This window comes from Lactobacillus jensenii DSM 20557, assembly GCF_001436455.1.
Classification (GTDB): Bacteria; Bacillota; Bacilli; order Lactobacillales; family Lactobacillaceae; genus Lactobacillus; species Lactobacillus jensenii.
Genome location: NZ_AYYU01000003.1, coordinates 26,960 through 43,310, shown reverse-complemented (window position 1 = coordinate 43,310; position 16,351 = coordinate 26,960). Strand labels below are relative to the sequence as shown.

The window sequence follows — 16,351 nt, the reverse complement described above, 5'->3', positions numbered from 1 at the left end:
AAATCTACTTAGTTAAAAACTAATAACTTTTACTTATTATCTTTAGCATCATTTTCAAAAATAACTTCACGAATATAATCAGTTGGCATATCTTTACCAGTCCAAAGTTTGAATGCGGCAACACCCTGTTCAATCATCATGCCGATACCATTTAAGACATGTTTTACACCAGCTTTTTGAGCAACTTTCATTAGCTTAGTAGTTCTTGGAGCATAAACTGTGTCAAAGACAGTCATATCTTCGTGGAACCAACTAGGATCTTCAACTAAAGTCATATCTTCAAGAGGCTTCATCCCAACACCTGTTGCATCACAATAGATGTCGCATTCACTAATGGCGCGCTTGAAGTCATCTTTGTCTTCCAAGTGGTGCAAACTAGCCTTACAGTTAGTCTTTTCATTGATTGTCTTAACATTCTTTTCAGCTTGAGCCCATTTATCATCGTTAAGGTTAAAAATTTCAATTTCACTAACACCATCAAGAGCAGCTTGAACAGCAATTGGAGTGGCGGCACCGCCAGCACCAGCTAAACACATCTTCTTGCCGCGAATATCAATACCTTCATCTTCCAAGCTCTTCATAAAGCCAATTCCGTCAGTAGTGTAACCAGTTAAAACACCATTATCGTTAACAATAGTGTTTACAGCATCACACATTTCTGAAGCAGGAGATAATTTATCCAAGTACTTTATAACTTCTTTTTTATTAGGCATAGAAACATTTGAACCACGCATATCCAAAGTTCTAATAGCTTCAACTGCCTTAGGTAACTTCTTGTTATCAATTTCAAAGCAAAGGTAGGTAAAATTTAAACCTAATTTTGCAAAAGCATTATTGTGCATTGTTGGAGACATTGAGTGGCGAATTGGGTAAGCCATCAAACCAATTAAGTAGGTATGACCATCAAGCCAACCATTAATAGGACCATTTACACCAGTTATTTTATTTGTCATAATTAAAATCTCCTTAATAAAAATCTTTGTTAATATGTTCTCAATTCACCTTTTATGGTATCGTTTTCAAAGTAAGCAATAAATAAAACTAGTTCGATTTATCAATAAAGACAGTTTATTATTTATCCTGTAAATTTGAGGAGAAATTTTATGAATCTAAGACACTTGGAATTCTTTGTAGAATTAGCTCATACTGAACACATGGCACGAGCTGCAGAATCTTTAGGTATCTCCCAACCTTCTCTTTCATACGCAATTAACAGTATTGAAGATGAATTAGGAGTGCCATTATTTGAAAAAGAAGGTCGTAATATTAAGTTAACCAATTACGGTCGCATCTATTTAAAGCACGTAGAAGCGAGCCTAGATGCCTTAAAAAAAGGTAATGAATACGTTGCAGAATTACATGACATTAATCAAGGACATATTCATTTAGGATTTACTTATACTATGGGCCAAGACCTAGTACCTGAGTTAGTTTCAACCTTTAAAAATGATCCAACTGCTAAGAAAATCACTTTTTCGTATAGCCAAGATATTACAGATAAATTAATTGAAGAATTACTAGAAGAAAAACTCGATTTAGTATTTGCTTCTAAAGCTACAACCCCTGCTCTAGTAGCGCAAGTTAATCAATTTCATCTAGTAAATCAAGAATTATTAGCTGCTGTTCCTTTTAACCATCCTCTAGCTAAAAAAGATGAAGTTACTCTTTCCGAATTAGCTAAATATCCTATGGTCCTTTATCAGCGTAATAGTGGCTTAGGAATTTTCCTCAAAAAAATATTCGATCAAGCAAACATAAAACCCAAAGTAGCTGTCGAAGTTCAGGAAGACCACTCAGTCTTAGGATTTGTTCGTTATAACTTTGGGGTTGCAATTGTACCACATATGTCACAATTAAGTAGTGGGATAGTGAAATTATTGCCTATTAAAGATAAAGCAGTAGTGCACCCAATTTATGCAATTACTAAAGCAAATCATTTTTTACCACCAGTTGTGCAACGTTTTCAAAGTTACGCTGAAAAATATTGTCGAAATAGTTTTAACGAGAAAAATACTACGATTTAAAAAATAAGCTATTCTTATCTCCTAAAGGATAAAAATAGCTTATTTTTTATCGATTATTACAATTGTCGCTGGCATTAGTTCCAGCTAAAAAGCCTGAAGCATAACTCCATGAATTCATCATACTTGGCATAGAGTCATGACCATTGGCACCACCAATTACTTCACCAGCTGCATAATAATTAGCCACTGGCTTCATATCATTATTTAATAATTGCATTTGGCTATTAGTTTCATACCCACCTAAAGTTGTACAGAAGCGAAGTTTTTGTTCAATAACGTAGTAAGTATCACCTGAATATTCATGCATAAATTTTGCTTCACGTCCGAACTCAGGATCTTTGCCATTTTTGGCATAATTTTGATAATTAGATAAAGTATGCTGTAAATTTTCAAAATTAATACCAGCTTTATTAGCTACGGTTTCAAGAGTGCCTTTTACTAAAATTGGGCTTTGTTTGCCATCAAGTGCAAAATAATGACTAATTTCATCAGCAGTAAAACCATATTTAAGCATTAATTCATAAAATCTGTTCCAAATTCTTTGATCCATAAGAACAAAAGCTATCTGATCTTTTTGAGCAGCAATTGCATCTCTAAAATGAGTGTATGGATCTGATTCATTTACAATTCTATTACCAGCCCGATTAATAAAAATTGCCCCCATATCACTTGCTTCTTTTGTTGAATAAGTTGTAAGTTTAGCAATTCCAGGTTCAACTTCTAACCCATGTGGATAAACTTTATACCAATCTAAATTACGACTAGCCAAATTTAATCCCTTGTTAAAGAAGAAATAATCTCCAGTTGAAGTCATTGGACCATAATAAGGAATCGAAGTTCGCTTTTCTTTAAAGTCTTTGGCACCCCAACCACCGGCAGCTAAAATAAGTGATTTGAACTTAACGTTTGTAGTTTGGTGCTTTCCTTCAGCAACTAGACTAATAGGTACACCATTTTCAGAATTGATTTTTTCAACACGAGCATCAAGTAAAATCTTGCCACCCTTTTCTTCAAAGGCAGCTGCTATCTTTTTAATTAATTCATATGAGCTTTCACTTGGCATTTCCACTTGCCGATTAACTGAATGCTCAATTGTTTGTGTTTCTGCTTTTTGATAAGTCAAACCCGCAAACTCTTTAATAAAATCAACAGCTTTACCAATATTTTCAACCAAAACTTTTGATAATTCAGGATAATTTGTACCTCGGCATTCACGAGTAATATCAGCAAAAAGCCGTTTACTACTATCTTCTTGTGCCTCAGTACCAAATAATTGCTGAGCCAAGTTAGAACCTGTAGCTACTACATTTGAACCATTTAATATTGTAGCTCCACCTAAATAACCATTCTTTTCAAGAACTACTACATTTTTTCCCATTGAAAGAGCTCGGCAAGCTGCAATCAATCCTGCGGCACCTGAGCCAATGACGGCAACATCTACATCTAGGTTTACTTCCCGATGTGTTTTATCGCTCTCTTTAGCTACTGGTGTAACTCCTGCCTGATTCAAAGCCTTTTTTCCAGAATCAAGTAAAGCACTTGTCATAATTGTAGCGCCCGATACAGCGTCTACATCAAATGATTGCTCCTCTATAATGGAATTTTTTAATTTATCAAAAACCTGATTAAATATTGCTGGTGTTTCACTAGATTTGGTAACCTTTATATCTTTTATTTCGTTATTATCAATATTAATATCAAACTTAATCTTACCATTACGACCATTAGCTTCAGCTTGCAAAGTTTGTTTAGTCATATTTTACCTCTCCTATCACTAACAGTAATCGGTTTCATTTTAAAATGATTTTCTATTTAAAAAAACAAACAATAGCAGAATTATTAATAGATTCAGACTATTGATATAAAGCAAAAACAATCTCATAACGCCATTTATATTTTCGATATAAAAATACTTAACATATTTTTTAAGAAAAAAGATGTTAAAACTACAAGTAATGTCCAATTTGTGCTAAAATCGTTATGATTTTTAAAGCCTTTACATTTTATAAAAATCAAAAACTGAGAGGAAAATATTAATGACAAATGCAAAAACTGTCGGCAGTATTGAAGCTGGTGGTACCAAATTCATCCTTGCCGTTCAAGATATTGAGTCTGGTAAAGTAATCGCAACTGACCGAATTCCAACTACAAGTAGAGATGAAACTTTTACAGCTTGTGTGGATTTTTTTAAGAAGAATCCAGTAGATGCCCTTGGTATCGCAACCTTTGGTCCAGTTGACATTAACCCTGATTCACGTACTTATGGTTATATTTTAGATACACCTAAGCCAGGTTGGTCAGGTGCTAACTTCAAAGGATTCTTCGAAAAAGAATTAGACATTCCAGTTTATATTACAACTGATGTAAATGGTTCTTGCTACGGTGAATACATTGCTCGCGGTGCTGATAACACTAAGACTTACCTTTACGTGACTATTGGTACTGGTGTTGGTGGCGGTATTATTCAAGAAGGTAAATTTATTGGCCGCAACTACCACCCAGAAATGGGTCATATGATGGTAGTAAAAGCTGAAGGCGATGACTACGAAGGTGGCTGTCCTTTCCATGGTGCTTGTGTTGAAGGTATGGCTGCAGGTCCTAGTCTTAAAGCTAGAACTGGAATTCCTGGAGAAGATTTACCAAGAGATCATAAAGTATTCAGCTTTTTACAATATTACGTAGCACAAATGCTTTACAATGCATACATGACCACTAGACCTGATGTTATGATTGTAGGTGGCTCTGTTTTAAACGAAGATGATTTAGTTCAAGTACGTAAGTACTTTGATGATTTAAATAATAATTATGTTGCAACTCCTGCACTTGATGAATTAATTGTTCGTCCAGCAGTTGCCAATAATGGTTCAGCAACTTTAGGTGATTTTGAATTAGCTAAAAAGTTATTGAAATAAGCATATTAAAAAGACCTCGGAAATCCGAGGTCTTTTTATTGCTTAATTAGGCTTTTTTCATAAGTTTAATTTGTGTTTTTACAAAAAATGAGACAAGTAAAGATATGACATCAATAATAATAAAAATAAGTAGAGTCTTGGAATAGTCACTGCCATGACTGGTATAGGTGATAATTGTAGGACCAACCATTCCAGCAACTGCCCAAGCAGTTAAAGTGTAGCCGTGTAAGGCACCAAGTTCACGAGTGCCAAACACGTCACCTAAATAAGCAGGAATTACGGAGAAGCCTGCTCCGTAACATGATAGAAGAAGACAAAGTGCTATTGAAAATAGTAGTTCTTGCCGCAAATAAAGAATTGTGCCTAGACAAAGAATATCAACAACAAAAATCAAGGTATATGTTAGGGGACGACCTATATAGTCTGATAAACTTGCCCAAATCAATCGACCAAAACCATTGAATAAACCAATAATTCCAACCAATGCGGCAGCTTTAGCGGCATCCATATTGACCATCTCTTGTGCCATCGGAGAAGCCATTGAGACGAGGCCAATACCTGTAGTAATGTTTATAAAGAACATAAACCACAAACAATAAAAGGCTGGTGTTTTTAAAGCGTCATTAGCTTTCATCTGAACGCCGGTGCTACTTTTAGGTAAATTAGTTTGAACTGGAACTTCTCCAGGTTGAGGACGCTTAATTAATTGAGCTGCTAAAAGCATTACCACTAAGTAAACAGCACCTAAAATATAAAAAGTCTTTTCAAGGCCGACGCTTTTAAGACTCAAGAGGTGATTAGCAACAGTACTGGTTAACAAAGCAGCAAAGCCAAAACCCATAATTGCAAGTCCAGTAGCAAGCCCCCTTTTATCTGGAAACCACTTAATAATTGTAGAAACAGGAGTTACATACCCTGCTCCCAAACCAACTCCACCAATTACACCATAGCACACATAAAGTAGCCAAAGTTGATGAGCTCCAATTGCAACACCGGTAAGCATTACGCCTAACCCGAACAAGATAGCAGAAACTGTACCAGTTACAGTAGGTCCATACTTTTCAACTAATCGTCCCATAAAAGCAGCAGACATCCCCAGGAAGAAAATAGCTAAACTAAAAGCGAATGTTACGGCCTTAATGGACCAACCAGTTTCAGCTGCGATTGGCTTTGTAAAAACGCTCCAAGCATAAACAGAACCAATCATTAAATGTAAAACAACGCCAGCAAGGGCGACAACATAACGGTTTCTTTTCAATTTTTACCTCCAAAGTATCAAAGCTAAGTTAATGCTTACAGGTATGAATATACTACTTTTCAAAAATGGGTCAATTAATATTGTAGTATGCAAATAACAATATGTGCTATACAAATTGGCGGTGCATTCAATATATTGGGGCTTTAAAAATTTTTACTACAAAAAAACAGAAGCAAATATCGATTTGCTTCTGTTTCTTAATGTACGGATACTTTATTTATATTCAATCTCTTGAACAACATCACCAGCTAAAATTGGTCTAGGATCAACATCTGATACAGAATTTAGTAAATCCATATTAGTATAGACCACAATAATTGTATCAGATAAGCCAGCTTGTTTTATTTTATCCAAATCTATTTGGGCTAATTTATCGCCTGCCTTAATTTCTTGATTCATTTTTACAAATACATCAAAAGGCGCTCCTTTTAATTCAACAGTATCAATTCCCATATGAATCAATACTTCTAAGCCTTTATCTGTTGTAATTCCTAGCGCGTGCTTTGTAGGGAACAGGGTTGTAATCTTGCCCGATAATGGAGCAACAACCGCACCATCAATCGGTTCGATAGCAAAGCCATCACCTAACATTTTGGTTGAAAAAACATCATCATTAACATCAGTAATCGGAATTAAATCGCCTTTAACTGGTGAAATAACTTTTAATTTTGAGCTTTTTTTAAATAAACCAAACATTGCTTAACCTCTACTTTTTCAATTCAATTACTATTAATAAAACAAAGCAAAGAAATAATAATGCTGTACCAAAATTTATAACCAACTTTACTTTTGAATTGACTTGTCCCTCATTTTTCAGTTCTTTACTTAAATGAATTCCTAAAATGCCCATAATTACACACATAAAATTACCAACTAAAGCTTGTGTAATAACTTGTGTAATCATAAATCGTTTATAGGTCTTTTTCTTACCAAAATTAGATAAATTCAAAAGACAAAAGTAACCAATTATCAAGTCACATAAAGCTATAATCACACCAACTGCTAAACCAGCCTGACTTCTTATAAGATTAGCAAAACTGGTTCTTGCTGTTACTAAATTTAAACTTACCAAAACAGCACAAGCAAGTGGAACCAAAATTAATATATATGAATACCATTTCAGCAACTTCTTTGGTGTTAATTTTAAATTTTGAACGATTCGATCTAAAAAACTAGAAAAGTTTAAGTGTGAAATCATAGCTATCCCTTCTTTTGTTGCCAATCAAAATATCCATTTATAAGCAAATCAATCAAAATATAAGCCGGAGAGAAACAGGACCGGGGATTACCCCCCCATTATTTTGGTAACTGAAGTCAATTGTTTGGAAAAAGAAACTATAATCAGAAATTGTAGCTAAATCATTACTACCCATTTTGGTCAAAGATACTAATTTTAGCTTATCATCAATTAGTCTAATCTTCTTTAGTTCATTAACAATAGCTGAATTATTACCAGAATATGAAATCGTCCATAGCATATCACCCTTGTTAAAGAATTGGCCACGCATCTTTAGCTCATCTAAAGCTGATGGTAGTAACACAGTCTGTTTACCAAGTAAAAACAATTCTTTAGAGATATAACTAGCTAATAATTCCTGTTGCCAACCTGTAGAGTACAAGTAAATGTTTTTAGCTGTTTGGATATCAATATAAAAATTAGTCAGGTTTCGAGCTTCAAACTGTTTAATCGTGTTAGTAGTTAAATCAGCCATTTCTTTAATGAAATTATTATTAGGTTGATGATTTACTGAAGAGGCAGCTAAAAGTTCAAATCTCAATTCACTGTAACCAGACAATCCCAATTTCTTACATAGTCTAAAAATAGCAGATTCCGAAACATAGAGCTTTTTAGATAAATCTTTTAAACTAAGCTGAGAATTTTCTTTAGCTGAACTTAATAACCCTTGAATAATCTCTTTTTCAGATTCACTCAATACACCCTGTTTTTCATAAATACGCGTTTGTAAATTCATATTTCCATCTCCCATTATGCTAGTTTAAATATAGCACAATGGACTAATACAAAGGACTACAGACGTTAATATTTTTCTACTTAAATATTATATTTTTGTATCCAACATAAAATTTAATGCTTCTACATTATTTCTTTCATTTTTGCAATAATGGCATCTGTTTCTAATCCTACTGCAATATCTACTTCTTTATCTTTTATTTCTAGGTTGTATGCACCAACTTGCTTAAATGCAGCTTCATCAGCTACTAGACTTGGATCTACTACGGTCACTCTTAATCTAGTTGCACATGACAATAGATTATCAATGTTACTTTGACCACCTAATAAATCAATAAAACCAGTAGCTTTTTCAAGAGTTGGATCTACTTCAGTTGAAGCAACATTATTGTGTCCTTGTTCTTGCATCATTGTTTGCATTCTCTCAAGAACTTGAGCAACATCCAAACCGACAATTACTTGTAATGCTTTACCATGGTGGACAACGCTAACTGCCTTATTTTGCTTAAATGCAGCATCAGATGCAACTTTATTAGGATTTACTACAGTTACTCTCAATCTAGTTGCACATGAAGTTAAATCTTCAATATTGCTTGGTCCACCTAATAATTCAAGATAAGCAGATGCACGAGCAATATATGGGTCATTAGCATTAGCACTACCTGCTTTTTCAGCAGCTTTCTTAGCTTTGTATTCAGCCTTTGAAAGAAGTTTAACATCTTCATCATCTGCTTCACGACCTGGAGTAATGTAATTAAACTTCAAAATCATGTATTTAAATACGAAGAATACAATTACGGCAAAAATAATTCCAATAGCAAATTGAATAATATATGTTTGCCAGTGGTGTGGCCAAAGTGGAATCCAGTTTTGAGCGGCAATACCAATTGCACCATCAGTCATGTTACCTACAACACCAAATGCACACATGGTAGTGTTCATAGTTGCTGAAAGCAAAGAATAAATCACCCATAATACAGGTGCAGCAAACAAGTAAGTAAAGTCTACAGGTTCAGTAATCCCAGCAAAGACTGAAGTTAAAGCTGCTGGAATAAGTAATGCTGAAGTTTGCTTTTTCTTATTCTTCTTTGCAGTTGAATAGAATGCGTAACAAATGGCTGGAACTAAGAATACTTTTTCATTCCCATAAAGTTGGAATCCTAATTGAGGAGCTAAAACACTAAGTGGCTTGCTGCTTTGAGCAAATTCTGCTAAGTGCTTTAACCAATATGGTTGTAACCCACCTTCAACAACAGCAGGACCGAATTGGAATGGAATATATACTAAGTGGTGTAACCCTGTTGGAATAAGGATACGGTTTAAGAAAGTGTAAATCCAAACACCAACTAAACCACTGTGTACAATGAAAGTTTGCATACTTGTAATTCCTAATTGAATCTTAGGCCATACTAAACAAGTCAAGAATGCAAATGGAATCATTACAAAGAAACCTAGCATTACAACATAAGTTGAACCTTGGAAAGTAGCTAACCAATCTGGCAATTTCTTGTCAAAGAAATGATTATGCAAATAAATTACAATTCCAGCTACTAATAATGCCCCTACCATACTGGTATTAAGAGTTTTTATTCCAGCAATCATTGTAAGACCACCGTTAGTTGAGTTAGCAACTAGGTCTTTAGCATAATTATTTACGCCAAAAAATGGGCCCCAATATTGTAAAAAGCCTGCTACAAAATAATTAAATGTTAAGTAAATAACTAATGATTCCATAGCAGCTCTACCTTTAGCAGCATGAGCTAGACCAATTGGTAAACCTACAACAAAGAGCAAGTTTACTTGATTAAATACAGTCCATCCACCATTAGCTATCACATTCCAAATACCGTTCCAGAAAGTACCATCTTTTGCAAGAGAGCCAAAAATCAATGGATTGGTAAATAAACTACATAACGCTACGACAATACTCGCAAATGAGAATAAAAGGACTGGAACGAACATTGCGGCTCCAAACCTTTGGAGTTTCTGCATCATAATTTTCACCTCGTAAGCAAAAAGGTGCTAACTATTAGCACCTTTTATATCTTTACAACTTTTATTTAGATTTTGATTACTTTAATTCTGGCCAATAAGGTGCGTTAACTGGAATCATATCGTCAAGAATCTTCTTTGCAACAAGTGCATCTGGAACAGTCTTATTAAGAGCAAATGCTTGCCACATCTTTTCGTATGAGTGTTGTTCATATGCATCAACAACTAATTGCTCACAAGTTACTTGTTCCATCATTAAACCTCTTTGGAATCTGCCAGCTTCACCACAGGCAATTGGCTGAACACCATCTGCACCAAAGAGACATGGAACTTCAACGATACAATCATCTGGCATATTAGAAATTGCACCATTGTTTGGAATATTTGCTAAGAATTTTTCATGGGTGTTGTAGGCAATTGCATGACAGATATCAACAATATATTCTGAGTGAATAGCATTCTTATCCCAAATATTATTCTTAGCTGTGCCAGCTTCAACAATTCTCTTACATTCACCAAAGACAATCTTTTGACGGTGTTCAAGAATTTCATCAGTCCGTGTATGATGTGGATCAGCATGAGCCACTTCATATTGTGGGTAGTAGTAATATTGCATATAAGTATTTGGCAATGTGTCTGGTTCCAAAGCATAGCAATCCTTGGCTTTCTTGAAGGTTGCTACCCAGCTAGCTTCGGTTTCTTTGTCAAAGTCTCCGCCTACATAATATCCATTTTCACGAACATATTTCTTTAGCTTAGGCATTAAGTCTTCGCCGGTCTTATAGTTTCTAACTTCTTTCCACCAGCCAAAGTGATTCAAACCATAATAGATAAAGTCAAGATCATGGTAATCTTTAAGGCCACAAATTTGAGCCATTCTAGTCATGATATCAATTGGCATATCACAAATATTAATTACCTTTGACTTTGGACGGAAGCGACGACAAGCTTCAGAAACAATTGCAATAGTGTTTGAGTAGTTAATCATCCATGCATTTGGTGAATACTTTTCCATGTAATCAATAATTTGAATAATTGCTGGAATTGAACGTAAACCATATGCCATTCCTCCGGGGCCGGTTGTTTCTTGACCATTTACACCATATTTAAGAGGAATCTTTTCATCATGACTACGCATTTCGTATTTACCAACACGAATTGAACCAAAGACGAAGTCAACATCAGTAAAGGCTTCTTCAGGATCAGTAGTATATGAAAACTTTATTTGTGGGGCACGTTCTTTAATAATAATGGCACATGCATCACCAATCTTCTTTTGTCGTTCAGCATCAATATCATAGAACTTAATCTGGCGAAGTGGGAATTTATCTTGTTGATTAATTAATCTTAAAATAAATCCTGGGGTAAATGTACTACCACCACCAGCAATTACAACTGAAAACTTTCGATCATCTTTAACCATAAATCTGTCTCCTTAGAAATGATAAACATTCATTAAGTGAGGTACCTTACATGTTTATTTATACCAATTGTTTTTACTCTTTGGAAGCCCTTTCATTACTATAGAAACAGTATTTCAGTATTTAAAAATAAATTGTCAATTTTTGAAATATATTTCAAAAAATTCTTCATACAAAAAGCGTTAATATTCCTTAGTGTCGTACTAAGTTTATCAACGCTTCTAAATTCACTTTAAAAAAATCAATCTAAATCGTCACATAAAAATTTTATTACTCGATTGTATACCTCTTGTCTATTTTGATGAAGGCCATGATCACTCTCTGCTATTAAATGAATTTCAGATTGTGGCCAAATTGCATGATATCGAATTGAAGCATAATTATTTACCACTTTATCTTTTTCTCCATGCAAAATCAATACAGGTTTGCGATAACTTTGGGCCACATCATAAATGTTAAGAAATTGAGCAGTTCTAAAATACCAATCATTTAATTTGAATTTTCCAAAATCTAATTTAGCTGGAATATTATTAGGATCATAATTTATTCCCATGCAAGTTCCTATTTTAGCATCATCAACTAATGTAGTAGCAGGAGACATAAGAACTAATTTTTGAATCTTATCTCGATAAAACCCCGCCATCATTGAACTAAGTACTCCACCTTGAGAATGTCCAACTAAATATAGTTTACGAAGTCCTTTCAAATTCAATACATAATTCAAGACTGCATGATAGTCTTCTAGTTCATTGTAAATAGACATATTATCTAATAGGCCTTCACTTTCTCCATGCCCATTAAAATCGAATCTTAAAGTAGCTATACCTCTTTTTTGCAATTTATCAGCAATCTCTGGCAATAAATTATTTACCCTAGGATTCATTTCTCCAACAAATCCATATGCCAAAATAGCTAAATCAAATGTAGAATTTTTGGGCAAAGAAACTTTAGCAGCTAAATTTAAACCATCTCTAGAAATCTTTATATCTTTTTCATTCATTATCATTACTCCTAGTTACTTTAAAGCTAACTTTTCATTTATAGCTTGTTTAATTTCATTTTGCTTTACTATTAAGCCCAATATTGCACCAAATATGCAAAGTAAAATATTAAAAATCAATATTAAACGCGGTGCTGCAGTTCCAAAACTAGTTGTTATAATTGCCGCAACTTGAATTACTCCCCAATTTGAAATCCCATTTGCAATAAACAATGTAGAAGTTGCTGTGGCTTTAGCTTGAGGATATAATCCTGCCATAAGAGAGATTGCTAATTGCAATAACCCTCCTGCCGCAAAAAAGCCTATAAATCCGGAAACGATAAATAATACAATTGGGCTATTTATCAAGTAAGCTAAAACCAAGGCAAGTGCTGAAATTACTGGATATATAGTTAAAATTGTTGATTCTTTAATACCTTTATTTTTAATAATAAAACTGGTAAGCAATACTGATATTAATGAGCAAACCGCATAAACAGACTGAAGTAGAGCAGGATTAGTTAAACCGTATGCTTTTCCTAATTCTTGATTAGTTTGTGTCCATAACATAAAAACAGCAGTAGACGTAAAACCAATTAGGCATAAAGCAACAGCTTCTAAAGAAATTTTTACGTTTCCATTCCTAACTGCCCCTTTAGTTACCGGCTTTTCTTGATTTGAAATTCGACTATCTGGAAACGGAACTAAAAAGCAAATAATTCCTATAATTAAATATGCGATTCCTATAAAATTAAATACATAAGTAAATGGGACTTTTTCTGCAGACAAGAAAATAATTATAAATGGTAAAATAAATTGACCAAAACTAACAAAAAATTTAGTAAGTAAAGTTACCAGAGATCTGGAATCTGGATATGCTTCCATCATTGCTGGTGTTAATGCTGAATTGCTAAATGACATTGCAATACCAGTAATAATACCAATAATATACGCAAAAACAGCATTAGGAGCATATGCAGTTCCAAAAGCAAAAATAACCCATCCAAAAGAACCTATTATTGCTGAAGTTCTTCGTCCAAATTTATCAGAAATAATCCCTGTGAATAAACTAGCAATTAAACTTCCTATTCCCACGGCTGAAGAAACAGTTAACACAACAGAAATATTATTACCAGCTCCCCATGCATGAGCTAATTCTGTCTTATATTGAGCTGAAATCGACATATTAATTCCTAATAAAAGAAACGATAAATAAATTGCTATTGTAGTAGATAAATAATTTTTATTTGGCTTCATAACTTTTCTCCAATATAAAATGTGAAATATTTAACATTTATTACAATAGCTAGGATATCCTTTTAGTAAGCGCTTTAAAATAAGAAATGCTGTCAATTTTAATAGATTTATTCTATTATTCACATGGGAAAAATCTATTTATAGTTATTAGCTAATAATATATTTGTTATAGTCAATTCATTCAATAAAAAAACTAGAAATCATCTGCTATAAAAGCTAGAATTTCCAGTTTTTTTAATATCTAACTATTAATCTTTATTCTTCCTCGCCATTTAATTTCAATAGCAAAGCATACAAAGCTCCATAAATATTGGCTTCATTCATAAACTTAGCCCTTACAATCTTTGGCCGTGTTAACATTTTCGCAATAAATGGAACTTCATTAGTAATCAAGTCATATTGCTTATTGATAGTTTCTACAACCTTGGGTTGAGCACTAATACCTCCACCAATTACAAATTTATCTAAATCAACTACCGATTGAATATTAAAAATAATTGTGGCAACTTCTTTACATTCTCGCTCTAAAATTTTTTGTGCTTCAGCATTACCTTTATTAATAGCATCAAAAGCTGCGTACCCATCTTTTAAGTCGGAATTTCCAATTAACTTATTAACACTTTCAATCATTTTTACAGCAGAACCGTAAGTACAACCAAAGCGGTCAAAACCTGACTTATCTCCTTCAGTCTGCATAAAGCTAAGTTCACCTGCTTGAAAATGACTTCCTCTCCAAATTTTCCCATCTAAGATGATTCCGCCACCAATACCAGTTCCTAAAACAATTGCAGCACCATTATTAATTCCCTTTAACTCGCCAAGCCAAAGCTCAGCCAATGCCGCAGCTTTACCATCGTTTTCTACACCAACGGGGACAAGATATTTATCACCAACAAGACGTTGAAAATTTACACCATCTAAATAGGGTAGCGAGCCACCAAAATAAACAGTATTAGTCTTAGTATCAACCTTACCCGGTACACTAAAAGCAATTCCTTCAAATTGACCTTGATAATGATCTGCAATCTTATAAATTTCTTTCAAGAAAGCTGCTAAATCATCTGCTGGTGTAGGAACTTTATCATGTTCAATAATCTTACCAGCATTATTTAAGAGAGCATATTTTAAATTAGTACCACCTATATCAAAAGCTAAATATTGTGTCATTTTATTGGCTCTTTTCTATTTAAATTTAAAGTTGTTGCTTTGCTTTAATATTAACCCTATGTACTCGCAAATAATGCCCTAATCCATAAACTGTTAAAAGTATAAAAGCAGCTGCACAAATAAACATTGCAAATCTTGGAGTTGAATTACCTAACAAACCAGATAAGGAATTAAGAATATATGGTGAAATAGAACAAGCAATATTAATCAAAACTAAAGCAATCGTTGTAGCTAAGTTAACTGAGCCATGTGGTGCTGCCCAAGAAATCCAATTATACAAGTATGGGATAGCTAAAGCTGCCCCGAAACCAAGAACGATATTTCCAGCAAAAATCATAACTAAGTTGGTTGCAAAACCAAATAATAAAAATCCAAGTGCAGTTATCAAAAATCCAAGTGGGAAAATCTTATCATGTAGCTTTTTAAAGAACATCCCAAAGCTTGCTCCAAGAGGTATTCCACATAACCCGGTAATCCCGGTTAATGCAGCATATTGACTCATACTACCTAATTTTTCAGAAGTTACCAAGAGAGGCAACTTGTAAGAAATTGGCATATAAAAAATAAATAGAATGAAAAAGACGGTCCAAATCACAACTAATTTTGAGTTGATTTTTTCTCTATTCTTTGGTGCAGCTTTTTTAGTTATCGTCTTATTAGCCTTATCATTAGGAATAAATAGTGCAAATAAAATGAAGACTGGAATAATTAACAAATAAATACCAAATGCCATATGCCAGTTAATGGTAACTAACCAGCTTAAAACAAATGAAGCAAGAGCTGTCCCTAAGGCTCCCATTACATTTTGAAAACCTAACATTGAAGCCGTTTCTTCTTCATCATCATTATAGAATTGGGGAATCAATGACACTGCCAATGAATTAAATAATCCAATTCCCACTCCTAATAAAAGTCTAGAAATTGCAATCATCATAAAGTTACTTGCATACATTGGAAAAGTGCCACTAATTAATGCCAATACTAATCCAGATAGAACTGTTTTCTTCTGCCCTAAAAATTTAATCAAAATAGGACTCAAGATCAAGCCAAAAATAATCCCAATATTAGGTAAAGTAACTAACCCTTCAACACTAGCCTTACTTACTCCGCTAAATGCTGGATAAAGTAGTGGCAGTGCTGACGATACTGCTGGTGCTATCATCAACAACGTTGAAATAGACAATAACGCTATTTTGAAAATTAGACTATTTTTATTATATTTCATTGTACAGCCCTCCTATAAATTTCATTAATTAGCATACCGCCATGAGTAAGCGCATACAATGTTGCTGGTTATCTAAAATATGGCGTCTATTGACTCTTTTTATTTTGGCTACAAATCGCCAGTTTTTTGTCATTAAGTAGTCAC

Annotated in this window: 14 protein-coding genes; 2 read left to right on the top strand and 12 right to left on the bottom strand. The window is 33.8% G+C overall.

What is annotated here, in order from left to right:
- Positions 1-29 precede the first annotated feature (29 nt).
- Complete coding sequence (locus FC45_RS01455; protein WP_006585583.1) at positions 30-953, bottom strand: shikimate dehydrogenase; 924 nt, start codon at positions 951-953, stop codon at positions 30-32.
- A 150-nt stretch (positions 954-1,103) separates the two neighbouring features.
- On the opposite strand from FC45_RS01455, the gene FC45_RS01450 reads away from it, so the two are divergent.
- Positions 1,104-2,024 carry a LysR family transcriptional regulator gene (locus FC45_RS01450; protein ID WP_006587757.1) on the top strand — a complete coding sequence of 307 codons (921 nt, stop codon included), beginning with the start codon at positions 1,104-1,106 and terminating at the stop codon, positions 2,022-2,024.
- A gap of 46 nt (positions 2,025-2,070) precedes the next feature.
- On the opposite strand, the gene FC45_RS01445 is transcribed toward FC45_RS01450, so the two are convergent.
- A complete protein-coding gene (locus tag FC45_RS01445; protein ID WP_006588757.1) occupies positions 2,071-3,780 on the bottom strand; it encodes an FAD-dependent oxidoreductase in 1,710 nt (569 codons plus the stop codon).
- A gap of 280 nt (positions 3,781-4,060) precedes the next feature.
- On the opposite strand from FC45_RS01445, the gene FC45_RS01440 reads away from it, so the two are divergent.
- The gene (locus FC45_RS01440) at positions 4,061-4,936 is read left to right on the top strand and encodes an ROK family protein (protein ID WP_006585580.1); all 876 of its coding nucleotides are present in this window, start codon (positions 4,061-4,063) and stop codon (positions 4,934-4,936) included.
- A 46-nt stretch (positions 4,937-4,982) separates the two neighbouring features.
- On the opposite strand, the gene FC45_RS01435 is transcribed toward FC45_RS01440, so the two are convergent.
- From FC45_RS01435 to FC45_RS01390, 10 genes are all read right to left on the bottom strand, one after another.
- A complete protein-coding gene (locus FC45_RS01435) occupies positions 4,983-6,194 on the bottom strand; it encodes an L-lactate MFS transporter (protein ID WP_006587756.1) in 1,212 nt (403 codons plus the stop codon).
- 213 nt (positions 6,195-6,407) lie between these two features.
- Positions 6,408-6,890, bottom strand: coding sequence for a PTS sugar transporter subunit IIA (locus FC45_RS01430; protein ID WP_006585578.1), 483 nt, complete (start codon positions 6,888-6,890; stop codon positions 6,408-6,410).
- Between the two features lie 10 nt (positions 6,891-6,900).
- Complete coding sequence (locus tag FC45_RS01425; RefSeq protein WP_006587755.1) at positions 6,901-7,392, bottom strand: hypothetical protein; 492 nt, start codon at positions 7,390-7,392, stop codon at positions 6,901-6,903.
- Positions 7,393-7,444: 52 nt separating this feature from the next.
- A complete protein-coding gene (locus tag FC45_RS01420; RefSeq protein WP_224783198.1) occupies positions 7,445-8,167 on the bottom strand; it encodes a MurR/RpiR family transcriptional regulator in 723 nt (240 codons plus the stop codon).
- 122 nt (positions 8,168-8,289) lie between these two features.
- Complete coding sequence (locus FC45_RS01415; RefSeq protein ID WP_057706322.1) at positions 8,290-10,161, bottom strand: PTS sugar transporter subunit IIBC; 1,872 nt, start codon at positions 10,159-10,161, stop codon at positions 8,290-8,292.
- 76 nt (positions 10,162-10,237) lie between these two features.
- A complete protein-coding gene (locus tag FC45_RS01410; RefSeq protein ID WP_006585574.1) occupies positions 10,238-11,581 on the bottom strand; it encodes a family 4 glycosyl hydrolase in 1,344 nt (447 codons plus the stop codon).
- 239 nt (positions 11,582-11,820) lie between these two features.
- Positions 11,821-12,579, bottom strand: coding sequence for an alpha/beta hydrolase (locus FC45_RS01405; protein ID WP_006585573.1), 759 nt, complete (start codon positions 12,577-12,579; stop codon positions 11,821-11,823).
- Between the two features lie 15 nt (positions 12,580-12,594).
- A complete protein-coding gene (locus FC45_RS01400; RefSeq protein ID WP_006587752.1) occupies positions 12,595-13,815 on the bottom strand; it encodes an MFS transporter in 1,221 nt (406 codons plus the stop codon).
- 255 nt (positions 13,816-14,070) lie between these two features.
- Entirely contained in the window at positions 14,071-14,982 is a 912-nt protein-coding gene (locus tag FC45_RS01395) for an ROK family protein (protein ID WP_006585572.1), read from the bottom strand.
- Between the two features lie 25 nt (positions 14,983-15,007).
- Complete coding sequence (locus FC45_RS01390) at positions 15,008-16,207, bottom strand: MFS transporter (RefSeq protein ID WP_006585571.1); 1,200 nt, start codon at positions 16,205-16,207, stop codon at positions 15,008-15,010.
- Positions 16,208-16,351 lie beyond the last annotated feature (144 nt).